Below are 26,546 nucleotides of genomic sequence, written 5' to 3'. Positions count from 1 at the left end.
TATTTCTCTTCACTTTGAGGATATCGCTTTATGCCACGTACATTCCCCTGCCCACGTTGTGGTGAACCAAGTGTTTGGGAAGGTAACGAATTTCGTCCATTTTGCTCTGAACGCTGTAAATTAATTGATTTAGGTGCGTGGGCAAATGATGAATATAGACTGCCTACCCAAGATGCGCCTCAGCATAACAAGGGTAGTCAAAATGAAGACGATTACGAGGATTAACCTGCTTTACCCGCGACAAACGGGTTAAATTGTTTTTCATAGCCAATGGTACTCATTGGACCATGTCCAGAAATAAACTGAGTATCATCTGGCAAACTAAAACACTCTCGTTTAATCGATTCAATCAACTGATCATGGTTTCCACGCGGAAAGTCTGTTCTTCCAATCGAACCTTTAAACAAGACATCACCAGTCCAAAGCAAGCCATGATTTTTATTATAGAAAATAACATGCCCTGGTGTATGACCCGGCGCAAAACGCACCTCAAACTCATCTTCACCCAGTTTTAGCACTTCACCGCCTTCAAGCCATTGATCGACTTTAACAGGCTGTGGAATTGGAAAGCCATAACGTGCTGAAACTTCCTGAATCATATCTAGCCAGAACTGATCTTCTTTATGGGGCCCAATAACTGGAACGCTCCATTCTTGTGCGAGTTCACCCACCGCTCCAGCATGGTCTAAATGTCCGTGAGTGAGCCAAAGAGCTTTCACTTTTAAACCTAAGGCTTCTACTTCTTTTTTCAAAACCGAAGCGTCACCACCCGCATCAATCAAAACTGCTTCTTTGGTTTCACTGTCCCAAACAAGAGAACAATTTTGGGCAAATGCAGTAACTGGAACAATTTTGACTTGCAGCATAAGAACCTCTGGCTAAAACGCAATTAACGGTGGGCTAAGGTATAAGTAAGGGCATCAAGATTAGCCTGAACTAACCCTGCAAGCAAATCAATATGAGCTTGATCGCTATTTAAAGCAGGAATATAAGCATAGCTACCACCACCAGCTTGTTGAAACAACTCAGCATTTTGGATGGCTAATTCTTCAAGTGTCTCTAAACAGTCAGCAGAAAAAGCTGGGCTTAATACCTGTACTGAGTTAACGCCTTGCTTCGCCCAATCTTGCAAAAGTTGGTCTGTATAAGGTTTAACCCACTCTTGTTTCCCAAAACGTGACTGGAAGCTAATTGCCCATTCATCATCTTTTAAATGCAAAGCTTCAGCGACTAACTTTGCAGTAATGCGACAACGGTCTGCATACGGGTCGCCTTTGTCTGCATACGGCTGTGGAATACCATGAAATGACATCAACAGTTTTTCAGGTTTCCCATGTTGCTCTTGGTAAGCTAAAACACTTTCTGCCAATGCCTGAATAAACATTGGATGCTGATAATAGTCTTTAATAATCGTTAGACCCGGCAAGTTTCGCTGGGCTGGAATCCATTTAGCAAATGCATCGTATAATGGTGCTGTAGAAGTGGCTGAATATTGAGGAAACAAAGGCAATAGAATGACATGCTCTTGCGGGTTAGCCGCCAGTTTTTCTAAAACTGCATCAATACCCGGATTACCATAGGTCATCGCCGGTATCACGGTTAAATCAAACTGATTATTTTCTCGCTGCAAATAAGCCTGAATACGTTGAGTTTGCTCAAACACAATTTCACGCATCGGCGAATCTGTTGACCATACCGAAGCATAGGCATGTGCTACCCTTTTTGGGCGAAAAGGTAAAACAAACAGATTTAAAATAATCCACCAAATGAATTTCGGTATTTCAATCACGCGTGAATCAGATAAAAACTGCTTTAAAAAACGGCGCACCGCTGGAACAGTTGCCTCATCCGGTGTGCCTAAATTCGCTAAAATGACTGTGACTTTCGGTTTTTGTTCAAACGACATATGTAAATGCCTTTCAATTCATCTTATGTCACTAATGTAACAGCTTTTATTGCCATATATAAATTGAATCGCTCTAAGCTTTTAATCGAATGCCCCGATGATTCCACTTACAACTCAGTAAAAGCTTCTGTGCTTTTGTGGTCAATTTCCACAAACTTGGGTACTGCTCAGATTTTGTTGGAATAATCCAACCTTGTGACTGCATTTGCCTTTTAATTCGAAATAGCGCTTTATGATTTATTTGTGCACAAGCTACTGCATGGGCACGAGGTAACACCTCACGGGCATCTTCTAGCCCTGCTTGATTAAGATATTCATTAAGGCAAGTACCGAAGTTTTCTTCTGGCATAGCTGTCTCAAAGTGTTTAGCCAAAATACTTAATAGCTCAGACCACGTCATTTGCCTCTGGCGTTTCAGCTCTTTAAAGTTACCATCTTGAAACGCTTGAATCTGATACTCAAACGCAAAAGTGTCTTGTGGTGCTACTTCATTGAGTTGTGTAGGTACATCTGCTAATTGTTTCTCTAATTGTAAAATTTTACTTTTTAATCGATTAACCTCATCTTCCAACTGATGTGCTTGGTGTGCAGGTACCCAACCCTGTCCCACATGTTGTTCAACCATTAAAGGCATATTTAAACGGACAGCTAGCTCTAAATCACGCGGGCTTTTAAAGTAAAATACGTGGTGAGCTTCGTGTAATAGTTTCTTTCTAAATGCTAGAAATTTTTCTTTAAGCTGTGGATGAGTCTCTTGCAAATGCATATCGCGGCTTTCAGGTTGCTCATGCATGAATACCACAATAGGTTTAGCTCGGCTTAAAGCATATTCATACTCTTGGGCAAAATAGCTAGCGCCAGAAATAGATTGTTCACCGTACTGGCTGCCTAATAGTAAGACAACGTAATCCGATTCATCAATTTGTCGACGGGAAAGTGTTGTAGTTAAAGGACTTCTATACTCTAAACCCCAAGCAAAGAAACCCATACTGACTAAAGTTTGAGAGAGAACTACACGTTCAGGTTGCATCTCGCGACCTGACGTTGAAATAAAAATCTGATAGCGTGTATCGAGCATAACAATACCCTTATCGCCCCATAATCTTAATATGGCCTAAATAAGCCAAGACTATGAACCGCCCCCAATAAGAAAAAATAAATATAAAAAACGCTTTCTTCTGAATGCCTACAACAGAGCTCAACTCAGATTGTGCAGCGTCCATGTCAATTCTTGTGGAATCATATTCTGTAAAACAGGTTGCAATGCATCGGCATTATTACCACTTACATAACATTCAATACGTGCAACATTCTGACGTATTTGGTCACATAATAACTCATTTTTTATCAAAATACGGGCTGTTTGTCGGGCAACTGCTAATCCCGAATCAACCAGTGTGAATTGGTTATCAAAAAGATGCTGAATTGCTTCATTTAAGAACGGATAATGCGTGCAACCGAGCACTAAATAGTCAGCCCCTTGATCGGCTGCAGGCTGTAAAACCTCTTTTAATGCCTTTAAACATGCCTCACCCATTTGCTGACCTGCCTCTACACAGGGAACAAGTTCAAGGCTAGTTAAAGTCATCACTTTAACACCTGCCGGAACAGCAAACTTCTCGACCACATCTTTAATGAGTTGCCCTCGAAAAGTAGCAGGCGTTGCCAAGACGGCAACCACTTTAGAACGCGTCTGTAATACGGCAGGTTTTAATGCTGGAACCAGTCCAACAATTGGAAAGTGTTCACCATAATGCTCACGCAAATGATCAAGACTAAATGCGGAAGCTGTATTGCAGGCTACAACTGCAATTTTACAGCCTTGACGATATAGCCAATCGACTGCTCGCGCCGTGAGTTCCCTGATTTCTTCATCAGAGCGTGGACCATACGGAACGTAGGCAGTATCGGCATAATACACAATACGTTCATTAGGCAAATATTTAGCAATTTCTGCTGCAACTGACATCCCTCCAATTCCCGAATCAAAAATACCAATTGGGGCATCTGCTGATGCTTTAGGCATAGGTTCTAGCTCGGAAAATAAAGGTTGTATGGCGGTCATAGCTGTACTGAAGTGTCAGAAAATTTCACTCCCTAAAGCTTAAACCTCAAGTGCCTAATTGCAAGAGCAAATTACCACTTTTTAGCTCTAAAATAGTTTCACCTTTATCGTTTTCAATCAGTGTTCCATAGTTCACCAAATGATAGAAAGCTTGACGTTGAATCAGTGCATTAATCCCAAAACGGACATGCACATAAGGACGCAACTCTCCTGCATATTCACGCATAAAAATAGGATGTTCTGCATCAACCAAAATTACATCTTGGTTGGTGGTGGTCAGTTGTAAAAACTGCTCACCTGAAATTTCGACCTGATCTGCCTGATTGACTAATAAAGGTTCATCTTCAACTTCGATTTCAATTTGTTCTACAGGGGTTTTCAGGTAGAATTTGCCTTCTTCTTTCCATAGGACTTTGGTAAACAGATCTAATAGAGCTTGGCGCTTGATTAATTGACCTTCGTGCCACCATTCTCCATTGGATTTCACCGTCAAATCCATTTTGTCGCAATGCTTTGGATGCCACTGCTCTAAAGGTGGAATTGACCTTTTGTGACTTTGCTGTACACCTTTTAAGTATTGTGCAATGTTCATTAAGTTTTTATCATCAGATAACGGTATTTTTCCCATATCCGATGGTGAATTATTTTGATTTACCATAGTTTATGCCTTGCTGACGAAAAAATGTTACGACTCAGCCAATTGGCTAGATCATGGTTTAAAACTATACTAGCCCAAACGATAAAAGGCACAATAGCATATTTGCGCCTATGGATTAAAACACTCACGGCAGCACCGAATTATCTGAATATGACGGTTGCCACCTTTAAGTATTGAGGAGTCCTACATGGAACACATCGAACGTGAATCGATGGAGTTTGACGTTGTCATCGTAGGTGCAGGACCTGCAGGTCTATCTGCTGCGATTAAGATCCGTCAATTAGCGATTGAAAAAAACTTACCCGATCTTTCTGTTTGTGTAGTTGAAAAAGGCTCTGAAGTAGGTGCGCATATCTTGTCTGGTGCTGTGCTTGAGCCACGTGCCATCAATGAACTTTTCCCGAACTGGAAAGAAGAAGGCGCGCCTCTTAATGTCCCTGTAACTGAAGACAAAACTTTCTTCTTACTTTCAGACACCACTTCTAAAGAAGTACCTCACTGGATGGTTCCTAAAACCATGCACAACGACGGTAACTATGTGATCTCTTTAGGTAATGTGGTTCGTTGGTTAGGTCAAAAAGCTGAAGAGTTAGAAGTTTCTATCTTCCCTGGCTTTGCTGCATCTGAAGTGCTTTATCATGAAGATGGTACTGTAAAAGGTATTCAAACAGGCGACATGGGTATTGGTAAAGATGGCGAACCAACGCATAACTTTACTCCAGGCTATGAACTTCACGCTAAATACACCCTCTTTGCTGAAGGTTGCCGTGGTCACTTAGGTAAACGCCTAATTGCTAAATACAATCTTGATAAAGATGCTGATCCACAGCACTACGGTATCGGGATTAAAGAACTTTGGGAAATTGACCCAGCAAAACACAAACCGGGCTTAGTCATGCACGGTGCAGGTTGGCCTTTAGCAGAAACTGCTTCTTCAGGTGGCTGGTGGTTATATCACGCTGAAAACAACCAAGTTACGTTGGGCATGATCGTGGACTTGTCTTATGAAAATCCACACATGTATCCATTTATGGAAATGCAGCGCTGGAAAACTCACCCACTGATTAAACAGTATTTAGAAGGTGGTAAACGTATTTCTTACGGCGCACGTGCTGTAGTGAAAGGCGGTTTCAACTCATTGCCTAAATTGACTTTCCCGGGTGGTTGCTTGATTGGTGATGATGCAGGTTTCTTAAACTTTGCAAAAATCAAAGGCTCACACACTGCCATGAAATCTGGCATGTTATGTGGTGAAGCTGTATTTGAAGCGATTGCTGCGGGTGTAGAAAAAGGCGGTGATCTTGCCATTGCACGCGTTACTGAAGGCGAAGATTTATTTGTTAAAGAATTGACTTCATACACTGACAAATTTAACAACAGCTGGTTAAAAGAAGAGCTTTATAACTCTCGTAACTTTGGCCCAGCAATGCATAAATTTGGTCAATGGATGGGTGGTGCATTTAACTTTATCGACCAGAATGTCTTTAAAGTGCCATTCACTTTACATGACTTGAAGCAAGACTTTGCTGCATTGAAAACTGTTGATGCAACAAGCTTTAAACCAAACTATCCAAAACCAGATGGCAAGCTTACATTTGACCGTTTATCTTCAGTATTTATCTCAAACACTGTACATGAAGAAAACCAGCCAGCTCACTTGAAGCTTACTGACCCTTCAATCCCAGTGAATGTGAACTTACCGAAATGGGATGAGCCTGCACAGCGCTATTGCCCTGCTGGTGTTTATGAAATCATGGAAAATGATGATGGTTCTAAACGCTTCCAGATTAACGCAGCGAACTGTGTTCACTGTAAGACCTGTGATATTAAAGACCCATCTCAAAACATCACATGGGTAACGCCTGAAGGCGGCGGTGGTCCAAACTATCCTAACATGTAATAAAAAAGCCCCGATTATTCGGGGCTTTTTTATTAGTATACACTTATTGAAAAGGCGGTATTTTTGCTACGTTTAAATTTAAGTTCTTTTTATAGAAAATAAATGTGCCTAATAAAAATAAGCCAAGAAAACCAAAGTTTCGCGCTAAGTCGAAGTACCAAACCGATTTACCAAATAATAAATCAAGAATTAACATGAACCCTATAAATCTTGTATGCAAAATCAGACTCATCTTTATTTTTGGTTCGGGAGCAAAATATGTATTTCTATAACCGAGTAGTATAGAACCTAAAACAATGAGAATAGATATAATAATGATAGTGACAGTTTCAGATAACCAAGAGATCTCTAAATGTAATAAACCAGCAATAGAGAAAAACCAAAGACATATTAATAAGCTTCGTTTCACAAAATAATCATTCATTTTTATACGTCATTTATATACTTAATTTTATAAATTATATAACGATTCTTATTTGTCAAAAATTATCATTTCAAATTAAAGTTGAATTATTCATGGCTTCTAATCGTCTTTATTAGAAGCCTTATTATTCTATTACCCTTTCTTCACTAAGTAATGAAATTCTTTATGACCATTTTCATCTAAGCGTTCTTCTTGTAACAACAACTCATGGCCTAAATGCATACAAAATTTAGGAATATCCCAAGAGGTCGAATTATCTGTTGCAAAGACTTCAACCACATCCCCAGACTTAGATTTGCGGATGGCTTGATGCAACATCATCACAGGTTCCGGACAACGTAAACCACGCGTATTGAGTTGTACAGTAGGTGAAATGGGTTGCTCTGACATAACAAACTCGAACAAATAGAATTTTCACATTTTAGCATAAACAAATTACTGAGCTGTTAACTGTAACTGGCTTTTACATAACAATATACGTTTTGTCTTTTAGCTTGTTTTATAGATGCATAAGCATCTTTTCTTCGGTATGATCTGTGTATTCATTTGATACATTGAGTCTTTAGGAAAGATCATGCAAGAGGAACCAAGTCCGTCGTGGGGAATGCGAGGCTTACGAAAATGGTTAGGTACAGCGCCAGAAACCCGTGATGAATTATTAAAATTAGTCCAAAATTCACGCCGCTTTTTAGAACCCGATACTGTTGCTATGCTTGAAGGCGTTCTTGACCTTCCAGCTACAAAAATTCGTGAAGTCATGACGCCACGAACAGCAATGATCAGTTTACAAGAAGATGATCAATTACTTGATATTCTTGATGTACTGGTTGAGTCTGCTCACTCACGCTTTCCAGTCTTCTCTGCCGATCAGCCGGACAATGTTGTCGGGATTTTGCTCGCAAAAGATTTGTTGCCGTTTCTAACTGAACCGAATACCAAAGTCGATATTCGAGTTCTTATGCGCCAACCGTTATTTGTTCCTGAAAGTGCACGTTCCGATCAAGTACTACGCATGTTAAAACATACTCAAACTCACATTGCGATTGTGATTGATGAATATGGTTCAACGGCTGGTCTTGTTACGCTTGAAGATATTCTTGAAGAGATCGTTGGCGAAATTGAAGATGAGCACGACACGGTCGATGAAGATGCTCAGTACATTGTTCCTGACAATGACCATACGGTAGCAAATGCGTGGATGGTGCAAGCACTTACACCAATCGAACATTTCAATACTGTTTTAGATGCTGATTTTTCTGACGATGAAGTAGAAACTGTCGGCGGTTTATTGCTTCAAGAGATTGGTCTGGTAAGTGATTTACAAGGTCAAACTGTTGAGCTTGGAAATTGGTTATTTACAATTGTTGAAGCAGATGCCCGCACTATTCATCTGATTCGAGCTGTACGTCAATGAGAGCATACTTTGAAAAGCTGTTAGATTCTTCGCAACAACAAAAACAGCTTCCTTTAATTTTTCCTTTACTCATTGCTTTATTTTCAGGTGCCGTGTTCAGTTTTTCACTGGCACCTTATTATTGGTGGTGGTTGGCAATTTTATCTCCAGCCCTACTCTATGCAACATTACATAAGCGCTCAGCTAAACAAGCCTTTGCTATTGGTTGGAGCTATGGCTTTGGCTTATGGTTTGTAGGCGCTTTCTGGCTCTACACGTCTATCCATGTATACGGCGATACCAATGCCTTTTTAAGCGTATGTATGATTGCTGTTATGGCTCTTGTGATGGGGTTATTTACAGCATTTCAAACATGGGTTTACCGACGGTTTTTCCCTGAAACACCACTTACTTTTGCCCCACTTTGGATTGTTTTTGAATGGGCAAAAACTTGGATATTTACAGGTTTCCCATGGTTGTTTGTAGGTTACGCTTTTACTGAACGTTTACTCGATGGTTATGCACCGCTATTTGGTATTTATGCAATTTCCTTCGTTGTCATTGTATTAGCATGTGCTTTAGTCGAAGTTCTTCGTAAACGTATTTTCTGGGTTATCCCTTCTGCCCTGTTAGTTCTGGGTGCATGGGGAGCATCATATATACAGTTTGTAAAACCGAAAGCGGCTAAACCACTTAGCGTTTCGCTCATTCAAGGTAACATTCCACAAGATTTAAAATGGCTGACTGAATACCAAGTTAGAACATTAGAAATTTATGCTGGTTTGACACAATCTGAATGGGGCCGTGACCTGATAGTATGGCCTGAGTCTTCAATTCCGCTTTTCCAAACCGATATCGAACCGTTTTTGGATGCAATGGATGCACAAGCTAAAAAGAACCATACTGCATGGGTAACCGGCATTCCTTACTGGGATGTTGCAAAATCACATCAAGTCGGCAGTCCGCTTTATTACAACAGTATTATGGCCTCTGGCAGCGATTCAAGCGGCCTTTATAAAAAGCAGCGTCTCGTACCTTTTGGTGAATATATTCCATTATCAGGCTTACTCTCTTGGGTTTTACCAGCCATGCAAAATGATATTAGCATGAGCGGTTTTACACGTGGTGAGAGTGATCAAAAACCTCTTTTAATTAAAGGGCATGCGCTTGCTGCTGCAATTTGTTATGAGGTGGCTTACCCCAACCTGACAAGACGTAATGCAGAAGATAGCGACTTCTTGGTGACTGTATCGAATGATGCTTGGTTTACGGGTACTGCTGGGCCTTGGCAACATTTACAAATGGTGCAGATGCGCGCGAAAGAAAATGGCCGCTGGTTTATTCGTGCAACCAACACAGGTGTAACAGCGTTTATTGATCAAAATGGTCATATCACTGAACAAGCACCAATCGATAAAGAGTTTGTCTTGAGAGGTGATTTACCTGCTATGCAAGGCCAAACTCTTTATAACCGTTTAGGTGATTATCCAATTTTAGGATTCGCGGTCTTACTGCTGATTTTAGGTTGGGTTTATCGTCCACGTAAAGTTGACGTTTCTTTTAAATCTCGTCGCTAATTTACAATAACTTTGTACCCAGAGGCACTTCAAACTCTGGGATACAAAGTGCGACATCACCATCTGCATTATGAAACCCTGTCACCAAACATTCTGACTGAATAGGCCCTATTTGTTTTTTAGGGAAATTTACTACAGCAACGACTAATTTACCCACCAAATCTTGTGGTTGATAGAGCTTGGTAATTTGTGCACTTGATTTACGCACACCCAATTCTTCACCAAAATCTACATGCAAAATATAAGCAGGTTTACGCGCCTTTTCAAAAACCTCGGCTTGAATAATTTTACCAACGCGAAGCTCTACTTTTAAAAAATCATTCCAATCGATTTGTTCCATTTCATATTTCTCATTTTCTTAAATTGCTGATTTGAAGCATATAATATGTACAAATGAAGAAACACCCTGTTTTTAAGTCCAGTTAAAAAATAAAACGTAGATGTTTAATCTACGTTTTATCTAAAAATTTAGTTTTAAAATATTATTAAAAAGCAATCGATAGTTGCAGAGATAAGTATGCAACTAAACTCGATAAAAAGACCATGGGTACATAACGGTAAGCTTTAAAAAGGAATTGCTCATATTGAGTAGAGATTTGTTTAGCTTGCCAGACACTCGCTTTTAATGCAGTAAAGAAGCTCACCATCAACCATGCACTCACAATACTTAATGCGAAGAAACCAATCATGATTTGGCTACTTCCCTCTGTACTCAGCCATAACTTTAATGACACTTCAGCAATCGGTAATAAACCCAAAATCAATAGGACAGACTTGAGCATTACCCAATGAAACTGAGTCAGTTCATCTAATATGAGAAATGCTTTCATTTAATCTCTCCTTTTAATTGAATAAAGTGCTTTTTAGTTATTATGCAAAGCTTTCGTTTAAATATATAGCTTATTTTTCTCTACATTTTAACTTTCTTGTAACTATTAAATATGGGAATAATTCTTATTATAAATCTCAAATATTAACATTAACTTTAGTTTATATTTTTCAATTAGTTATTATATTTTACTGATTGAGAGAGATTATCAATTCGTATTTATCATTTTATCTCTTTAACTGAATTGATAATCTCCATTACATTTTAATTAAGGTTGGTAATAAATATCTGCATCATTACCTTCACCGCCTTCTTTGCCATCCGCTCCAAATGAGTACAAGTCAAAAGCTCGACCATCTGCCCCAGGAATGACATATTGAATATCATTTTTCCAACTATCTTTAGGATAACCACCTTTTACATAACCACCTGGCATCCAGTTTTTCGCTGTAGCAGGCTGGTTAACCAAAGCATCTAACCCACCTTCTTGCATGGTTGGGAAATGGCCATTATCTAGCTTGTACTGATCTAAAGCACCCGCCACACCCTTTAATGCAATTTGAGTCGTATCAATTTTGGCTTTTTCACTACGCCCCATGACATTTGGTACGATTAAAGCTGCTAACACACCTAAAATTACAATCACGACCATGACTTCAATGAGAGTAAAGCCTGAGTGAGGATTAACAAAGCGAAGCTTTGTCCGAACGCAAGATGGAGAGCTATGCTCGGAATGGCACGATTGTGCAAGTCCGAAAGCTGTGCTTGAGGTTTTTTGAGCATCCTTAACGTGCTCTTTTTGTTTCATGACCATCTTCATCATTATCTCTAATATCAAAGTTATTAAATCATATTGTTCATATTTACGATTGGCAGCATAACCGCGATTACAATAACCAGTACAATGCTTGCCATTAAAACCAGCATAAGCGGTTCAAGTAATGCCAGTAAGGTTGAAATAAATGTCGTCACCTCACGGTCTTGCATGGTCGATGCTCGTTCTAACATTCTGTCAAGCTCGCCTGATGCCTCTCCACTTCGAATCATTTGTACCATCATTGGTGGAAAATAACCACTGCGCTCCAGTTGCGTACCTAGGTTACCACCCTCGGTCACTCGCTCAGCCGCATGAGCAATTGAGTCGCGGATAACCCAGTTGTTGGTCACTGCTGCACCAATTTTTAAGGCATCCACCAAAGGCACACCTGAACGGGTCAAAATAGATAAGGTACTAGCAAAGCGTGCAGCATTAATACCACGGGACAGTTTACCGAATAATGGCAATTTGAGTGTTAATCGATCAAAAGCATAATGTCCAGCAGTGGTTTTTAAAAACCGTACGAATGCAACAACACCCACCACTGTAAAAAAAATAATAAATACCCACGCGTGGCGAATAAAATCACTCGCTTTCATTAAAGCGACTGTAATCCACGGTAAAGCATCTTTATTTTGATCAAAAGTTTTTACAATCTCTGGCACAACATAAGTCATTAAACCCATCACAATACCAAAAGACATCAGCATTAAAATGATTGGATAAATCATGGCGCCCTGAACTTTCTTTTGCATGGCAAAGCGGTTTTCGGTGTAATCCGAAAGCTGATCTAAAATGAGATCTAAATGTCCCGAGCGCTCGCCAGCAGCCACCGTTGCAATATAAAGGTCAGGGAAACGTCCAGACTGCTGCATACCTTGTGCGAGTGAATGCCCTTCTAAGACTCGAGAACGCACAGATAATAATAGATTTTGCACATGTGTTTTTTCACTTTGCCTACTCACGGCACGCAAAGCTTCTTCAAGTGGAATAGCAGCAGCAACTAAAACCGAAAGTTGTCTGGTCATGAGCGCCAAATCGTAAGCACTGAACTTTTTTTGGAATAATCCCGGACTCTGATGTTTATCTTTTTGTTCAACAGGATCGACACTAATGGGTGTCCATGCTTTATCACGTAATTGTTGGCGAATCTGGCGCGCTGAGTCTCCCTCAAGCACCCCTTTTTGCTGCTTCCCTGAAGCATCAATGGCAGTAAATTGATATGCAGGCATGGTAATGTTCTAATTTTCCAAAAATAATAGTCGCTGCTGTTGCATCTATGCTACGCAATCATTCATATTCGTTCTATAGCCTGTGTAGAATACCCAAGTCCTCTTCACGACGCTATGCCGTTTTTTAAAATTGACGAAATGAGCCTCTATGACCATAACGCCAAAGCCTGATTCAGTTGTTTATCGTGTGCGTGTAGCCGTACCTGTGCATCTGTACGATACTTTTGACTATACACTCACCCAAGCACAATATGAACGGGCTTACGTAGGCTCACGCGTCGCTATTTCATTTGGATGCCAAAATCTGATTGGCATCATTACTGAAAAAGTTGATCCAAGTGAATCATTTACAGGCACCTTTCAGCTTAAAGCCATTTCTGACCTTTTAGATGAAGAACCAATTTTAGATGAACAAGTTTTAAGTTTATTGACATGGTCAGCTCAGTATTACCAATTTCCAATTGGTGAGGTCATGCAAACCGCTCTACCTGCATTATTGCGTCAAGGCAAACCAATGGATGTTTTGTTCCATCTTTGGAAAATCACACCCTGTGACAATGTTGAAGCCCTACTAAAGCGTTCTGTTAAACAACAAGATGCGTATCAAATTTTAAAGTTACACCCTGCCGGAACTACAGAGAATATTCTTAATTTAAGTGGTGTAGAAACGGCTACGCTTAAAGCACTTCAAAAGAAGGGACTAGTCGACTGTACGCTTGAACCGCACGACTTTAGCCCATCACCTGTTCAATTGGCACAAATGCCACTTACACTCAATGAAGACCAAAAGAAAGCAACTCAGCACGTCGTAAACGCACAGCATCAATACCAAGCTTTTTTGTTAGATGGTTTAACAGGAAGTGGTAAAACTGAAGTTTATCTGCACATCATGCACGAAGTGCTCAAGCAAGGTAAACAAGTACTGGTGTTAGTCCCAGAAATTGGTCTAACCCCTCAAACGATTTCTCGTTTTAAGTCTCGTTTTAACTGTGATATTGCTCTATTACACTCAGGCTTAAATGACTCCAAACGCCTACAAGCATGGCAACAGGCCCAGACTGGTAAAGCATCTATTATTTTAGGAACACGCTCTGCGATCTATACGCCACTGCCACGTTTGGGCTTAATCATTTTAGATGAAGAACATGACCTCTCTTATAAACAGCAAGAAGGTTTCCGGTACCATGCACGTGATGTCGCACTGTACCGAGGTCACTTACAAAACTGTCCAGTTATTTTAGGTTCAGCAACACCGAGCATCGATAGTTATTATTTGGTCGAAACTGGTAAATTAACTTCACTGCAACTTAACCAACGTGCAGGCCATGCGCTTTTGCCTAAAATGCATTTGATTGACCTTAAAATTGTCAAAAAGCAACATGGAATTAGCCAACCTCTTATTGAGCAAATCAAGCATACGTTAGCAAGAAAAGAACAGGTTTTAATCTTTTTAAACCGTCGTGGCTATGCACCTGTACTGGTCTGTGAAAGTTGTGGGTGGCAAGCAAATTGTCCACATTGTGATGCGCATTTTACGTTGCACACTCAGCCTTATTCTTATTTACACTGCCACCACTGCGGTACTGTTCATCGCTTGCCCGATCACTGCCCTGAATGCCAGCAAAAAAGCCTAAAAACCCTAGGTGCTGGAACAGCTAAGGTTGAAGAGCACTTACAAGAACTATTTCCAGACTATGATGTGATTCGGGTTGACCGTGACAGCACCAGTCGTGTCGGTAGCTGGCAAAAAATCTATGATCGGATTCATCAAAACAAACCAACAATTTTGCTTGGCACTCAAATGTTGGCAAAAGGTCATCATTTCCCACACGTAACTTTGGTTGCCATTTTAGATATTGATGCTGGGTTACTTAGTGTCGATATTCGTGCGCCAGAACGTACTGCGCAGTTAATTGTACAAGTCGCCGGTCGTGCAGGTCGTGGTGAACATAAAGGCCATGTTTATTTACAGACCTTAAGACCAGATCACCCTTTACTGACCACGCTCATCGAAAAAGATTATCGGGCGGTTGCCAAACAAACTCTTGCGGAACGTAAAGTCGCATTGCTTCCGCCTTATCGCTATGCCGTACTCATTCGTGCTGAATCCAAAGATCGTGACTATACCTTACATTTTTTAAGTGAAGCGGCAGAACATTTACGCCAAATTGCGGGAGAAATTGTTGATATTTGGGGGCCAATTCCAGCCCCTATGGAGCGTAAAGCTGGACGCTACCGCGCCCACATGGTGATTTTATCTGCTGACCGTGCTCGCCTCCATTTTTACTTAAGACAATGGTGGTCACAATTGGTTCATGCACCTCGGCAGCATCAACTTCGACTCTCAATTGATGTTGATCCACAAGAATTTAATTAGATGGCTTGAATATCATGGTGTGAAGAAGCCTTTTTGGCTTTACACTTAAAAGAGACTAATACATTCGAGGCAATGAATGTCATTCTTACTGCAAGCAACAATTTTTCTTGGAGCTTCTCTGATTTTAGTCCCTCTTGGCAAACGCCTAGGGATAGCAACAGTTTTAGGCTATTTATTTACAGGAATACTTCTAGGTCCTAGTGTTTTAAATATTGCACATGACCCTGAAGCAATTATGGAACTTGCCGAATTTGGCGTTATCTTATTAATGTTCCTGATTGGTTTAGAGTTGCGCCCCCAACGTTTGTGGGAAATGCGTGACTCTATTTTTGTAATGGGAAGTCTGCAAGTCCTCATTAGTGGGGCTATTCTTATGCTGATCGTACTGTTACTCTTTCAACAGCAGCTTTCTGTCAGCTTTGTCATTGGTTCTGCCCTTGCGCTGTCTTCCACCGCTTTTGTATTACAACTTCTGACCGAAAAGCAGCAACTCAATACGACTTATGGTCAGCAGTCTTTTTCCATTTTACTTTTCCAAGATATAGCGGCTATTCCTTTACTTGCCATTATTCCATTATTGGCAGGAACAGAATCAACCCATCATGGAGTAGCTTATTTTGCGGCTATCATTGCAACCTTTACTGGTCTATTTCTGTTTAGTCGCTATGTGATGCGTCCATTCTTCCGCTTTGTTGCCAAAAGTGGAGCAACTGAACTTATTACAGCAGTAGGATTATTTATTATCCTTGCTGTTGTCTTGCTTATGGACACTTTAGGAATTAGCACTACATTAGGTGCATTCCTCACAGGTGTATTATTAGCAGATTCAGAATTTCGCCACGAAGTTGAAGCGAGTATTGCACCATTTAAAGGTTTATTGCTTGGCTTATTCTTTATGACCGTTGGCATGACCACACAGCTGTCACTGCTCATTGAAATGCCTTTGCTTATTATTGGTGGTGCAGTCAGTTTATTACTCATCAAAACGCTGATATTGACCGCTATTGCCCGCTATAAAAAATACAGTTGGAATAACAGCTTGCTTTTAGGTACTTGCTTGGCACAAGGCGGAGAATTTGCTTTTGTAATTTTGAGCCTTGCAAAAAGTGAGAAGGTTTTAACTCAAGCTATATTAGAACCCGTGACTCTGATCGTGACGTTGTCGATGGTACTTACACCAGTAATTTACTGGATCATGGCAACTCAGGTCATTCCTCTGTTTAATAAAGAACATCCTCCAGAGTATGATGAAATTCCTCAGCAGGATAACCCGATTATCATTGCCGGCTTTGGTCGGTTTGGACAAATCATCGCGCGTATTGCTCGCCTACAACATTTAGGCTTTACTGCAATCGACAACAATCTTCATCAAGTGGACTTTGTTCGTCGCTATGGCGGTAAGCTCTATTATGGCGATGTGACCCAGCCCGATTTACTGCGTTCTGCTGGTATTGAAAAAGCCAAAGTATTTATTTTAGCAATCGATGATGTTGAAGACTCTATGAATGTCGCACGTCATCTTAGATTAAATTATCCAAACTTAAAGCTGTTGGCTCGTGCTCGCGACCGTCACCATGTCCATCTTTTAAGAGATTTAGGTGTTGAATACATTTGGCGTGAAACGTATCTATCTTCATTAGGTATGGCTTACCGCGCTTTGCGAGAACTCGGTATCTCTGATGAACAAGCCTATAACAATATCGAAATCTTTCGGGATTATGATGAGAAATTGCTTATACAGCAGCAAAGTATTTATACAGACGAACAGAAGATCTTTGAAACACATCGTAATGCCTTAGCCGAGCTTGAACATTTGTTTGAAAGTGATGCGCAGCAACAGGCTACATCAAAACATGATGTTAATTTAAAGCGTCATTTACAACCAAATCGCATCGACATTACAAGAGATAATCTAGAATAACTTGAGATTTCAGAAAATGGCTATATTAAGGACTTATTCACATTGCCTAAATAATTGGACAATGGGCACAAAGCTGCCCCCTGTCCGGCTTGCGGCTTCGCTGCATTTCCTAAGCTTGATTAAAACGAAATAGTTATACTCTGCTTAGGGCCCTGGAGAATATTATGTCTGATTTACGCCAACGCTTTTATATAGAGAACTTTCCAGTACGTGGAGAAGTAGTTCATCTTGAAGAAGCCCTACAAACCATCTTAGCTCAACGTGACTATATGCCTGCTGTTAAAATTCTGCTAGGTGAAATGTTGAGTGCGACTGCATTACTTGCAAGTACACTAAAAATCAAAGGCCGTATCAGCTTGCAAATCCAGGCTAGCGGCACCTTCAAATGGGCGATGGCTGAATGTAATCATTTAGGAGAGGTTCGTGCTTTAGCGGACTATGAAACTGACCCTCGCTTTGTGGAAGCAACAGACAGCAGCACAGTTCTTGGTGCTTTAGTTAATCCAGTTTTATTTATTAACATTGAACCGGAATTTGGCGAACGTTATCAAGGGATCGTGCCGCTTGATCAAGTAAATTTAGCAGGCTGCTTGATGCAGTATTACGATTTGTCTGCACAAATTCCAACTCGTATTGTGTTGGCAAGTACAGATAAGCGTTCTGGCGGTTTACTGATTCAACTCTTACCACGTCACGATGAAGAAGAGCAAAACTTGGTCGATGAAGATTTATGGCCACGTTTGACAATGTTGACCGAAACATTAAAAGCTGAAGAGCTTACCAATTTAGATGCAAATGAAATCCTGTATCGTTTATATAACGAAGAAGAAGTTCGTTTACCAGAAATTGAAGCATTAAAATTTGGCTGTACATGTTCAAAAGAACGCTGTGCAAATGCCCTGATTCAAATTGGTGTAGACGCTGTTCATGAAACCCTAGAACATCAGAACCCGATTCGTATGGACTGTCAGTTCTGTAATACACAATATACCTTTACCGCTGAAGAGGCTTTAGCGTTATTTGGTGAACATTTAAGTTAATCTTTTAACTTTATAAAAAGGCGGTTATACCGCCTTTTTATTTACCTGTATTTTTTGATGATAATTTTCAACGTGTTAATTTAAATAGGATAATATAAGGCTACTTTATAGCCTAATAAATAAGATGCCTAAATACCATGAATTATTTTGATTATTTTCTCTTTATTTTTAGTGTAGTTATCATGATTGCGACCCCTGGACCTGTCATGATTTTAGTTGCAAGCGCTGGACTTAAAGGGGGCTATAAAAAAGCACTGGAAACCATTTTTGGTACAAACCTAGCATCTCTTGTTTTAATTTTTATTTCAGTACTGGTTTTAAAAGGAGTACTGAGTGTTAATGATAGTTACCTCAATATCATTCGTATTTTAGGCTGTCTATATATTGGCTATCTGGGGTTAAGTATTCTTAAAGAAGTGATTCAAGCACCTCACCCAGAAGCGATACAAACAGTTTCAGCACAAAATGGCGGCTTTAAAAAAGGTTTTCTTGTCGGTATTTCAAACCCGAAAGATATTATCTTTTTCTCGGCTTTCTTTCCGCAATTTGTCTCTATTACACCTCAGTTAAATTTAAGTTTAACCATACTCACGCTGACATGGATTGTTTTAGATTTCCTTACCCTATCTTTGGTTTATATCTTTTTCCGCCGCCTTTCTAACAGTCATTTATATCCAAAAATATTAGGCCTCTGCGGTTTATTACTTCTACTTATTGCCCTGTATGGCTTATATCAAAGTTTCATCTAAATCCTGAGAGATATGGGCTTCACTCGCCTATATCTTTTTCTATCAATTTCATTTCGTAATAGAACAACTCTTATACAATCTAGCTTATTGAAAACTCTAAAAATCGTTTCATAATGAAATAAACAACACCATCGTGATAAAACATTATGGCAAAAAATTATTATGAAGAATTAGGGGTTACCCGCAAAGCCTCTGCTGATGAAATTAAAAAAGCTTATCGAAAATTAGCCCGTAAATATCATCCCGACATCAGCAAAGAAAAAGATGCAGAAGAAAAAATGCAGGCCATTAATGTTGCCTATGACACATTAAGCAATGCAGATAAAAAAGCCGAATATGACCAAATGTTAGATCATCCTCAAGGTTTTAATAACTTTGGTCAAGATGCTGCACAAGGTGGTTTTGATGGCGCACAGTTTTATCGTCAAGGTTTTACAGGCGGTGAACAAGCAGACTTTAGCGGTTTTGAAGATTTATTTGGTCGCTTTGGTGCAGGCTTTGGCGGTGGACAACAACAATATCAAAGACAACAACGTAGTTATCGCGGTGAAGATCAACATGCTAGCATAGAGGTTGATCTTGATATTGCCTATCATGGTTCAACCCAGCAAATTACTCTGCAAATTCCAACCATGAATGCTTATGGTGAGCCTGAAGTTCAACGCAAAACTTTACAGGTAAAAATACCAAAAGGCATGAAAGAAGGTCAGCAAATCCGCTTAACTGGACAAGGCCAAAGTGGAATTAATGGTGGTGCGAACGGCGATCTTTATATTGAAATCCAGTATAAAGATACAGATCGTGTTCATGTCGAAGGCAGTGATGTGTATCTGACTGTAGATGTAGCTCCATGGGAAGCAGCATTAGGTCAAGGTATTGAAGTGAAAACACCGGCAGGATCCTTACATGTCAATTTACCTAAAAATGCAAAACAAGGACAACAGCTACGTTTAAAAGACAAAGGGATACCAAATAAAACGCCAGGCCATCTCTATTTAATTTTAAATATTGTATTCCCCCCAGCAAATTCTGAAAAAGAAAAAGAAGCGTATCAGCAATTGGCAGAAGCCTTTGCTTCATTCGAACCTCGTTCATCTCATTAGGGAGCAAGATCATGACAACCATTCACTATCGAGAAATTGTATATGACGGCCATACCTTTAGTGCAGAGGTCGTTGATGAACAATCGACATTTGATTTACAACAATTTGCCCAAGCTTGTGGCCAAAGTCCTGACTGGATTCTTCAGCTCATTGAATATGATATTTTAACAGTCGAGAACACACCTGAAGCACACCAGTTTATGGGCGAAGATGTCGCACGCGCACGTAAGGCTTATCGTCTGCAACGTGACTTTGACGCAAGTTTGGCGGCAGTTGCTGTGATGTTAGATTTGATTGATGAAGTGCAACAACTTAGAAAACAGTTGAAGCATTTTCATTGAGATTTTTTCTTCTAAATAACCATTCAAACAGGTATGAACTAAGGTGACGGGCGGCAGGGATGCCGCCTTTTGGACTGCGGTAACATGGATGTACCGTCAGTCCAATAAAGGGTTTTGTTACTTTTGCCCAGTCAAAAGTAAGGACAAGCCTATATAAAAAATATCTAATTAAACTCTATATTTGAGGCAATGCTAACAAATTAACTTTACTGATTTTTGAAAATCACTTTTATTTCAACCGAGTAATCTTCTCCACTTCCTTCAAAGTCTGCTTAATCGGTTCATATTCCAGAAACCAAAACAAATTCATTCGATCTTGGCGATGCTGTTGAGCCAGTAAATCAATCACACTTTTTTCACCGCGCCCCACCAAATGTTGTCGATAAAAATAGTAGAGTAATAAAACAGTACTTAGCAGCATAACACCGAGCATAATCCAGAAACCTACCGGTGATTTAAGCCCTGGAATAAACTCAAAGTTCATTCCATAAATACCGGTTAAAAGCGTAAGCGGTGCAAATACAGCAGTAATAATGGCAAGAATACGCATATTCTCATTGGTCTGGTTGGCAATTGCTGAGAAGTGCAAATCAATCGCCGACTGAATGGCGCTACGTAAACGTAAAGTATGTTTTTGAATACGTTCGACATGACTCATTAAATCATTTAGACGCACTAATAAAAGGTCTTGAGAACTATGCGTCTTCTCACCAATAACATGATGATAGTTTTCTACAATTTCATCTCGAAACTCTTGTAAGGTTTCGATTTGCTCTTCGCATAAATTTTCAACCTGCTGAAAGGCCATGTTTTCATGAAACAGCTGATGCCATTGTTTAAAACGGCGATTACCTTGCAGCAATTGCTGTTGCCAATGCTCGACCCTTCTAGTCAAAGGTGAACGGATATCAAGGTAGCCATCCACCATACTATTGAGCAGTCGTAAACATAAATCTACAGGTGAATTAGGAAGCTTACGGGTTTTATTTTGTTCTTCCAAAGTTTTACATAAAATATTTTCGAGACGTTGAATATAGTTTTCAATCGACTTATTGCCCTGCTCACGAACACTAATCAGAACTTTAGGAGTAAAAATAAAGCTAATCGGCGTGGTTGCTAGGCCAAATACACTCTCATGGGATTCCCCACTTTTAATTTCATCATCAGGTGTAACGAGCTTTCTAAAAATAAGCAAATCATATTCTTCAAGCGTATCAAATGCACAAGGATGCTCAATATTCGCAATATCCCGCATATGAAATTCATTAATAACCACACCTGAAAGTTGTTGAATCTTTTGTTGCCATTCTTCGTTATGGTTCACCACATCGGCTCTGACACTATCAATCCAGAAAAACTCCAGAATGTGTTCATTATGCTGCTCACGGCTTAAAAAGACATAGCCGTCAGCGTGATGGCGATAAAAGTAATAAACCTGCATACCACAATGATCTGTTTTTGTATTACTTGCATCATGCCATAAAAAAGTCCGCATCAAGCGGACTTTTTCATGTCACCAGAACAATTATGCTTGTTCAATGTCTTTCATAGTCAATTTAATACGACCACGATTATCAACATCAGCAACTTGTACTTTCACTTCCTGACCTTCTTTAAGAACATCAGTTACGTTCGCAATACGTTCATTTGAAATTTGCGAAATGTGAAGAAGGCCATCAGTACCTGGCATGATATTTACAAACGCACCGAATTCTACGATACGAATTACTTTACCGTCATAGATCTTACCTGGTTCAACTTCAGCAGTAATTGCTTGAATCTTAGCAATTGCAGCTTTAGCAGCAGCTTTAGTTTCACCAAATACGCGAACAGTACCGTTGTCTTCGATATCAATTGCAGCTTTAGTTTCTTCAGTAATTTGACGGATAGTTGCGCCGCCTTTACCAATAACATCACGGATCTTGTCTGGGTTGATGTTAATCACTTCAAACGTCGGTGCATGAGCACTGATTTCAGCACGAGCGCGTGAAATGACTTTATTCATTTCGTTTAGGATGTGCATACGACCAGCAAATGCTTGGTTTAATGCAACTTCCATAATTTCTTCAGTAATACCTTCAATCTTGATATCCATTTGAAGCGCAGTAATACCGTTTGCAGAACCTGCTACTTTAAAGTCCATATCACCTAAGTGATCTTCATCACCCAAGATGTCAGAAAGTACTGCGAAACGCTCGCCTTCTTTCACTAAGCCCATTGCGATACCCGCAACTGGAGCTTTAAGTGGAACACCTGCATCCATAAGTGATAATGAAGCACCACATACAGAAGCCATTGAAGATGAACCGTTTGATTCAGTAATGTCAGATACAATACGAATTACATACGGGAAGCGGTCAGCAGCAGGAAGAACTGCTTGAACACCACGACGTGCTAAACGACCGTGACCAATTTCACGACGCTTAGGACCAGATTCACGGCCTGTTTCACCTACAGAGTATGCAGGGAAGTTGTAGTGCAACATGAAGTTGTCAGTTTTAGTACCAGCAAGGGTATCAACCATTAACGCATCACGAGTATTACCCAAAGTTGTTGTTACCAACGCTTGAGTTTCACCACGTGTAAATAATGCAGAACCGTGTGCACGATCTAATACACCAACTTGAACGTCGATAGCACGAACAGTTTTAGTATCACGACCATCAATACGTGGCTTACCTGACAAGATGTTGTCACGTACTGTACGGTATTTAAGGTCTTCGAATAATTCGTTTACTTCATCAGCAATACCAGTTTCATCATTTTCTGGAACGAACTGAGCTACAGCTTCTGCATAAAGTGCATCAAGTGCTGCGTAACGATCTTGTTTAACCGCAATTGTATATGCTTCAGAAATTTTCGCTTCGAAAGCTGCTTTTAATTGCTCAAGAAGAGCTTCGTTTTTAGTTGGAGCAACCCAAGTTGACTCAACAGCACCAGCAGCGGCAGCAAATTCTTTAATCGCTTGAATTGCGATTTGCATTTCGTCATGACCGAAAAGAACAGCACCCAGCATTTGGTCTTCTGAAAGTTCTTTCGCTTCAGATTCAACCATCAATACAGCAGATTCTGTACCAGCAACCACAAGGTCAAGGTCACTTTCTTTCAACTGTTCGAAGTTCGGGTTAAGAACATATTCACCCTTGATTAAACCAACACGTGCTGCACCGATTGGACCGCGGAAAGGCGTACCAGCAATAGACAATGCTGCTGATGTACCAAGCATTGCTGCAATATCAGCATCCATAGTTTTGTCAGAAGAAACAACAGTTGCTGTTACTTGAATTTCGTTGAAGTAACCTTCTGGGAACAACGGACGAATTGGACGGTCAATAAGACGTGAAATTAAAGTTTCAGCTTCAGAAGCACGACCTTCACGCTTACCGTAACCACCAGGGATACGACCAGCTGCATATTGTTTTTCTTGATAGTTAACTGTTAACGGGAAGAAGTCTTGACCCGCTTTTGCTTTAGGTTGAGCAACAACTGCAACTAAAACAGTTACGCCACCCATAGTGATTAAAACTGTGTTTGCTTGACGTGCAACGCGACCCGTTTCTAAAACGACTTGATGTTGACCGAATTGGAATTCTTTACGAACGATATTAAACATTGACATGTATTGTATTTTCCTAATTTTATTCTAGTGAGACCCCTAAGGTTTGGCATTCAGACTACACCGATTGGTAGATAAATGACAAAGCTTAGAAGCCATCACACTAGATCAATTATTTAAAATAAGTTAAACGCAAAGAAGGAGCGCACAAGCGCCCCTTCTAAAAATCACTTAACCTAACATTAAGTGAAACTCTCTTTTCAGCGATAAAGCATTGCGACATGCGAAATAGCGAAAACAAAGTAAAAATCGAATTAACGACGTAAACCTAAAGCACCGATCAAAGCAGTGTAACGACCGTGGTCTTTACCATTTAAGTAGTCGAGCAATTTACGACGTTGGTTAACCATACGGATCAAACCACGACGGCTGTGGTGGTCGTGTTTGTGAGCTTTGAAGTGACCTTGTAAATCATTGATTTGAGCAGTCAATAAAGCTACTTGTACTTCTGGTGAACCAGTGTCATTTTCAGCGCGAGCAAATTTAGCAATGATCTCTGCGCGGTCTGCATTAGTTAAAGCCATTCGATTTCTCCGAGATGCTTAAAAAAGTAAACGATATGAATCAGTTGAGGCAACTGACTGCCGTGCATCACTACAGCAAGTCGCCTATTTTAAGGTATCTATAGGTGGATTGCAAAATAGTTTTCAGTAACTTGTCATTTTAGACACTGACATCAAGACCTTAACCCTGCACACTAGCCTCGAATAAAAAGAAAGAAGCGCGAGGGACGTGTGAAAATTTTTTCAACTAACACTTGTCCAGTACCGGACAATATTGAGCAAGTCATTCGACAAAAAGATGAAGTTGCTGCTGAACAGGGTGGAATGAGTGATCACCAGATTCAAAAAATCTGGAAAAGTATAGAAGCACTGTATAGAACCGGAAACTATCCACTCATTACCTTTTGTTTACGCAGACAAGGTAAAATTTTGCTCAATAGAAGCATTGGATATGCTCAAGGGAATTCTCCAGCAGGCCTTCAAGAAAATGCCCTGATTGCAACACCTGACACACCTGTTTGCCTATTTTCAGCATCAAAGATGATTACAGCCATGTTGATTCATCTATTAGATGAAAAGGGTGAAATTAATTTGCTCGATCCCGTGAGCTATTATGTTCCTGAATATGGAGTCAATGGTAAGCGCCGTGCAACGATCTTTCATTTATTAGCACATCGTGGTGGCATTCCTTATATTGATGGCGATGTCACACCAGATTTATTATTTGATAAAGACGAAATTTTAAAACGTTTATATGCTGCCCGACCTGTGTCTCCTGCTGGTAATCACCTTGCCTATCATGCTGTTACGGCAGGTTATATTTTAGGAGAAGTTATTGAACGGGTGACTGGGCAGGATTTACGTGAGTTTGTACATCAAACTATCGAAAAACCAATGGGGATGCCTTATTTCAATTATGGCTTAAAACCAGAATACCGTTCAGAAGTCGCCTTAAACTGTGCAACAGGTCTGCACCCTAGCCTTGGTACCGATCACTACCTGAATCATGTGTTAGGTGGCGGTTTACAACTTGCAGTTGATGTGACTAACGATAGTCGTTTTATGGACACCATTTGCCCAGCTGGAAACATCTATACCAGTGCAGAACAAGCCGGCCGCTTCTTTGAAATGCTTTTAAGTGGAGGAAGCTACGGCGGTCAGCAAATCTTTAGTGAGAAAACAATTTTCAGAGCAACACTGCCAACTACAGGCGTTAACATTGACCGTACTTTGTTAATTCCAATGCGCTATGCTTTAGGACCAATGTTAGGTAGCAATCCTGTAGGTCTTTTTGGCCCAATGACGGGGCAAGCATTTGGTCATTTAGGATTCTCTAACATTTTATGTTGGGCCGACCCTGAAAGAGATATCAGTGTTTCCTTATTAACAACTGGTAAATCTGTAGTGGGTACTCACCTGCCTGCTTTAGCTAAAGTGCTCTATCAAATCTCAACCCAATGTCCACGTATACCAAGAGATCAACGCCGTTCGTTATTTGGTAGTGATTCTCATGAAACTGACTTAGTGTAGAAACAAATAAAAAACCCAAGCATTTCTGCTTGGGTTTTTTGCGCTGTAGTTTTTGTTTATCGTGTTATTACTGTTTTTATTGTCGTTGGTGAGATGCTAGTCACATCCTTCTTGTTGTTTTAACTCACTTCCGATGTTTTCGTTTCTATTTCCTTATGTGATGTATTGTGACATATCCAATTATGAAGAAAAGTAGTATTTTTCTTATCATCATGTAAGTGAAAACGTACAGGTCTGTATAATATTTGGTAAATAGCCATTTTTAACCTTTAACGTACAGTTCTGTATAACATATAACTTAACAATTCACAGGAAAAATGCCTGTTTTGAAATCATATTATAGATAAATATATTGATATTATTGATTTAAATCTTTAGACAAAAACAGAGTGAAGATAGTGCTAAAAACGAAATGTTGTAATGCTTTTTTAAACATAGTGAAAAGTAGAATATAAAAAAGCCCTGTAGTCTCTCCCAAAACTACAAGGCTTAGCGGCTGTAAGTTTCCTCTTTATACACCTACTTCATTGTAAGTTCGCAGTCTCTCGACTTAAGTTATTATTAT

25 protein-coding genes are annotated in these 26,546 nt (G+C 40.0%); 11 read left to right on the top strand and 14 right to left on the bottom strand.

The window, feature by feature from the left end:
* Positions 1 to 30: 30 nt before the first annotated feature.
* Positions 31 to 225, top strand: coding sequence for a DNA gyrase inhibitor YacG (locus tag MKX14_RS10855; RefSeq protein WP_002114956.1), 195 nt, complete (start codon positions 31 to 33; stop codon positions 223 to 225).
* Here the strand turns inward: MKX14_RS10855 and ycbL are convergent.
* The 5 genes from ycbL to MKX14_RS10830 form a co-directional block, all read right to left on the bottom strand.
* Positions 222 to 866, bottom strand: coding sequence for an MBL fold metallo-hydrolase (ycbL, locus tag MKX14_RS10850; protein ID WP_240282429.1), 645 nt, complete (start codon positions 864 to 866; stop codon positions 222 to 224). The two genes, MKX14_RS10855 and ycbL, sit on opposite strands and share 4 nt — an antisense overlap.
* A gap of 23 nt (positions 867 to 889) precedes the next feature.
* Positions 890 to 1,906 carry a ferrochelatase gene (hemH, locus tag MKX14_RS10845; RefSeq protein ID WP_108009350.1) on the bottom strand — a complete coding sequence of 339 codons (1,017 nt, stop codon included), beginning with the start codon at positions 1,904 to 1,906 and terminating at the stop codon, positions 890 to 892.
* A 73-nt stretch (positions 1,907 to 1,979) separates the two neighbouring features.
* A complete protein-coding gene (locus MKX14_RS10840; protein WP_046812031.1) occupies positions 1,980 to 2,984 on the bottom strand; it encodes a DUF4062 domain-containing protein in 1,005 nt (334 codons plus the stop codon).
* Positions 2,985 to 3,104: 120 nt separating this feature from the next.
* Positions 3,105 to 3,971, bottom strand: a complete 867-nt coding sequence (gene murI, locus MKX14_RS10835; protein WP_240282428.1) for a glutamate racemase — start codon at positions 3,969 to 3,971, stop codon at positions 3,105 to 3,107.
* A 46-nt stretch (positions 3,972 to 4,017) separates the two neighbouring features.
* Positions 4,018 to 4,629, bottom strand: coding sequence for a DUF1285 domain-containing protein (locus MKX14_RS10830; RefSeq protein WP_240282427.1), 612 nt, complete (start codon positions 4,627 to 4,629; stop codon positions 4,018 to 4,020).
* 187 nt (positions 4,630 to 4,816) lie between these two features.
* Here MKX14_RS10830 and etfD point away from each other — a divergent pair, with 187 nt between their 5' ends.
* Positions 4,817 to 6,529 carry an electron transfer flavoprotein-ubiquinone oxidoreductase gene (gene etfD, locus MKX14_RS10825; RefSeq protein WP_005065953.1) on the top strand — a complete coding sequence of 571 codons (1,713 nt, stop codon included), beginning with the start codon at positions 4,817 to 4,819 and terminating at the stop codon, positions 6,527 to 6,529.
* Positions 6,530 to 6,572: 43 nt separating this feature from the next.
* On the opposite strand, the gene MKX14_RS10820 is transcribed toward etfD, so the two are convergent.
* Positions 6,573 to 6,953, bottom strand: a complete 381-nt coding sequence (locus MKX14_RS10820) for a hypothetical protein (protein ID WP_240282426.1) — start codon at positions 6,951 to 6,953, stop codon at positions 6,573 to 6,575.
* Positions 6,954 to 7,085: 132 nt separating this feature from the next.
* The gene (gene tusA, locus MKX14_RS10815) at positions 7,086 to 7,343 is read right to left on the bottom strand and encodes a sulfurtransferase TusA (protein WP_002053527.1); all 258 of its coding nucleotides are present in this window, start codon (positions 7,341 to 7,343) and stop codon (positions 7,086 to 7,088) included.
* 184 nt (positions 7,344 to 7,527) lie between these two features.
* Between tusA and corC the strand changes: the two genes are divergently transcribed.
* Both corC and lnt read left to right on the top strand, forming a co-directional pair.
* Entirely contained in the window at positions 7,528 to 8,367 is an 840-nt protein-coding gene (gene corC, locus MKX14_RS10810; protein ID WP_002114976.1) for an HlyC/CorC family transporter, read from the top strand.
* Entirely contained in the window at positions 8,364 to 9,923 is a 1,560-nt protein-coding gene (gene lnt, locus MKX14_RS10805; protein WP_240282425.1) for an apolipoprotein N-acyltransferase, read from the top strand. The genes corC and lnt overlap by 4 nt, the downstream gene beginning before the upstream one ends.
* Before the next feature lies 1 nt (position 9,924).
* Here lnt and csaA read toward each other — a convergent pair whose 3' ends face one another.
* From csaA to gspF, 4 genes are all read right to left on the bottom strand, one after another.
* Positions 9,925 to 10,263, bottom strand: a complete 339-nt coding sequence (csaA, locus tag MKX14_RS10800; protein ID WP_005079284.1) for a tRNA-binding protein — start codon at positions 10,261 to 10,263, stop codon at positions 9,925 to 9,927.
* Positions 10,264 to 10,408: 145 nt separating this feature from the next.
* Positions 10,409 to 10,753, bottom strand: a complete 345-nt coding sequence (locus MKX14_RS10795) for a hypothetical protein (protein ID WP_005804170.1) — start codon at positions 10,751 to 10,753, stop codon at positions 10,409 to 10,411.
* A 267-nt stretch (positions 10,754 to 11,020) separates the two neighbouring features.
* Positions 11,021 to 11,575: a type II secretion system major pseudopilin GspG gene (gspG, locus tag MKX14_RS10790; protein WP_430622878.1), complete on the bottom strand. Its 555-nt coding sequence runs from the start codon at positions 11,573 to 11,575 to the stop codon at positions 11,021 to 11,023.
* A gap of 20 nt (positions 11,576 to 11,595) precedes the next feature.
* The gene (gene gspF / locus MKX14_RS10785) at positions 11,596 to 12,801 is read right to left on the bottom strand and encodes a type II secretion system inner membrane protein GspF (RefSeq protein WP_240282424.1); all 1,206 of its coding nucleotides are present in this window, start codon (positions 12,799 to 12,801) and stop codon (positions 11,596 to 11,598) included.
* A gap of 148 nt (positions 12,802 to 12,949) precedes the next feature.
* Between gspF and priA the strand changes: the two genes are divergently transcribed.
* The 6 genes from priA (at position 12,950) to MKX14_RS10755 (ending at position 20,332) form a co-directional block, all read left to right on the top strand.
* The gene (priA, locus tag MKX14_RS10780; RefSeq protein ID WP_240282423.1) at positions 12,950 to 15,178 is read left to right on the top strand and encodes a primosomal protein N'; all 2,229 of its coding nucleotides are present in this window, start codon (positions 12,950 to 12,952) and stop codon (positions 15,176 to 15,178) included.
* A 76-nt stretch (positions 15,179 to 15,254) separates the two neighbouring features.
* Positions 15,255 to 17,099: a monovalent cation:proton antiporter-2 (CPA2) family protein gene (gene kefB / locus MKX14_RS10775; protein WP_240282422.1), complete on the top strand. Its 1,845-nt coding sequence runs from the start codon at positions 15,255 to 15,257 to the stop codon at positions 17,097 to 17,099.
* A 164-nt stretch (positions 17,100 to 17,263) separates the two neighbouring features.
* Positions 17,264 to 18,139, top strand: a complete 876-nt coding sequence (hslO, locus tag MKX14_RS10770; protein WP_005079292.1) for an Hsp33 family molecular chaperone HslO — start codon at positions 17,264 to 17,266, stop codon at positions 18,137 to 18,139.
* A 137-nt stretch (positions 18,140 to 18,276) separates the two neighbouring features.
* Positions 18,277 to 18,888, top strand: coding sequence for a LysE family translocator (locus tag MKX14_RS10765; RefSeq protein WP_240282421.1), 612 nt, complete (start codon positions 18,277 to 18,279; stop codon positions 18,886 to 18,888).
* A 146-nt stretch (positions 18,889 to 19,034) separates the two neighbouring features.
* Entirely contained in the window at positions 19,035 to 19,991 is a 957-nt protein-coding gene (cbpA, locus tag MKX14_RS10760; protein ID WP_046812038.1) for a DnaJ C-terminal domain-containing protein, read from the top strand.
* A gap of 11 nt (positions 19,992 to 20,002) precedes the next feature.
* Positions 20,003 to 20,332, top strand: a complete 330-nt coding sequence (locus MKX14_RS10755) for a chaperone modulator CbpM (RefSeq protein ID WP_046812039.1) — start codon at positions 20,003 to 20,005, stop codon at positions 20,330 to 20,332.
* Positions 20,333 to 20,561: 229 nt separating this feature from the next.
* On the opposite strand, the gene MKX14_RS10750 is transcribed toward MKX14_RS10755, so the two are convergent.
* The 3 genes from MKX14_RS10750 to rpsO form a co-directional block, all read right to left on the bottom strand.
* The gene (locus tag MKX14_RS10750) at positions 20,562 to 21,773 is read right to left on the bottom strand and encodes a magnesium transporter CorA family protein (protein ID WP_240282513.1); all 1,212 of its coding nucleotides are present in this window, start codon (positions 21,771 to 21,773) and stop codon (positions 20,562 to 20,564) included.
* An 84-nt stretch (positions 21,774 to 21,857) separates the two neighbouring features.
* A complete protein-coding gene (gene pnp / locus MKX14_RS10745) occupies positions 21,858 to 23,945 on the bottom strand; it encodes a polyribonucleotide nucleotidyltransferase (RefSeq protein ID WP_240282512.1) in 2,088 nt (695 codons plus the stop codon).
* A 257-nt stretch (positions 23,946 to 24,202) separates the two neighbouring features.
* The gene (gene rpsO / locus MKX14_RS10740; RefSeq protein WP_002114951.1) at positions 24,203 to 24,472 is read right to left on the bottom strand and encodes a 30S ribosomal protein S15; all 270 of its coding nucleotides are present in this window, start codon (positions 24,470 to 24,472) and stop codon (positions 24,203 to 24,205) included.
* A 210-nt stretch (positions 24,473 to 24,682) separates the two neighbouring features.
* On the opposite strand from rpsO, the gene yfeW reads away from it, so the two are divergent.
* Positions 24,683 to 25,981, top strand: coding sequence for a serine hydrolase domain-containing protein (gene yfeW / locus MKX14_RS10735; RefSeq protein WP_108009323.1), 1,299 nt, complete (start codon positions 24,683 to 24,685; stop codon positions 25,979 to 25,981).
* The last annotated feature ends 565 nt before the right edge of the window (positions 25,982 to 26,546 follow it).

This window comes from Acinetobacter pittii (assembly GCF_022449185.1).
Classification (GTDB): domain Bacteria; phylum Pseudomonadota; class Gammaproteobacteria; order Pseudomonadales; family Moraxellaceae; genus Acinetobacter; species Acinetobacter pittii_I.
The sequence above is the reverse complement of the archived record's forward strand: the minus strand, read 5'-3'. Positions and strand labels throughout refer to the sequence as shown.

Coding starts and splice junctions, on each gene's coding strand:
- corC (WP_002114976.1), top strand. CDS start 7,528: ATGCAAGAGGAACCAAGTCCGTCGTGGGGAATGCGAGGCTTACGAAAA.
- gspG (WP_430622878.1), bottom strand. CDS start 11,575: ATGATGAAGATGGTCATGAAACAAAAAGAGCACGTTAAGGATGCTCAA.
- rpsO (WP_002114951.1), bottom strand. CDS start 24,472: ATGGCTTTAACTAATGCAGACCGCGCAGAGATCATTGCTAAATTTGCT.
- MKX14_RS10755 (WP_046812039.1), top strand. CDS start 20,003: ATGACAACCATTCACTATCGAGAAATTGTATATGACGGCCATACCTTT.
- etfD (WP_005065953.1), top strand. CDS start 4,817: ATGGAACACATCGAACGTGAATCGATGGAGTTTGACGTTGTCATCGTA.
- ycbL (WP_240282429.1), bottom strand. CDS start 866: ATGCTGCAAGTCAAAATTGTTCCAGTTACTGCATTTGCCCAAAATTGT.
- tusA (WP_002053527.1), bottom strand. CDS start 7,343: ATGTCAGAGCAACCCATTTCACCTACTGTACAACTCAATACGCGTGGT.
- MKX14_RS10820 (WP_240282426.1), bottom strand. CDS start 6,953: ATGAATGATTATTTTGTGAAACGAAGCTTATTAATATGTCTTTGGTTT.
- hemH (WP_108009350.1), bottom strand. CDS start 1,906: ATGTCGTTTGAACAAAAACCGAAAGTCACAGTCATTTTAGCGAATTTA.
- pnp (WP_240282512.1), bottom strand. CDS start 23,945: ATGTTTAATATCGTTCGTAAAGAATTCCAATTCGGTCAACATCAAGTC.
- lnt (WP_240282425.1), top strand. CDS start 8,364: ATGAGAGCATACTTTGAAAAGCTGTTAGATTCTTCGCAACAACAAAAA.
- MKX14_RS10795 (WP_005804170.1), bottom strand. CDS start 10,753: ATGAAAGCATTTCTCATATTAGATGAACTGACTCAGTTTCATTGGGTA.
- MKX14_RS10855 (WP_002114956.1), top strand. CDS start 31: ATGCCACGTACATTCCCCTGCCCACGTTGTGGTGAACCAAGTGTTTGG.
- MKX14_RS10765 (WP_240282421.1), top strand. CDS start 18,277: ATGAATTATTTTGATTATTTTCTCTTTATTTTTAGTGTAGTTATCATG.
- cbpA (WP_046812038.1), top strand. CDS start 19,035: ATGGCAAAAAATTATTATGAAGAATTAGGGGTTACCCGCAAAGCCTCT.
- kefB (WP_240282422.1), top strand. CDS start 15,255: ATGTCATTCTTACTGCAAGCAACAATTTTTCTTGGAGCTTCTCTGATT.
- priA (WP_240282423.1), top strand. CDS start 12,950: ATGACCATAACGCCAAAGCCTGATTCAGTTGTTTATCGTGTGCGTGTA.
- gspF (WP_240282424.1), bottom strand. CDS start 12,801: ATGCCTGCATATCAATTTACTGCCATTGATGCTTCAGGGAAGCAGCAA.
- MKX14_RS10750 (WP_240282513.1), bottom strand. CDS start 21,773: ATGCAGGTTTATTACTTTTATCGCCATCACGCTGACGGCTATGTCTTT.
- csaA (WP_005079284.1), bottom strand. CDS start 10,263: ATGGAACAAATCGATTGGAATGATTTTTTAAAAGTAGAGCTTCGCGTT.
- MKX14_RS10830 (WP_240282427.1), bottom strand. CDS start 4,629: ATGGTAAATCAAAATAATTCACCATCGGATATGGGAAAAATACCGTTA.
- MKX14_RS10840 (WP_046812031.1), bottom strand. CDS start 2,984: ATGCTCGATACACGCTATCAGATTTTTATTTCAACGTCAGGTCGCGAG.
- hslO (WP_005079292.1), top strand. CDS start 17,264: ATGTCTGATTTACGCCAACGCTTTTATATAGAGAACTTTCCAGTACGT.
- murI (WP_240282428.1), bottom strand. CDS start 3,971: ATGACCGCCATACAACCTTTATTTTCCGAGCTAGAACCTATGCCTAAA.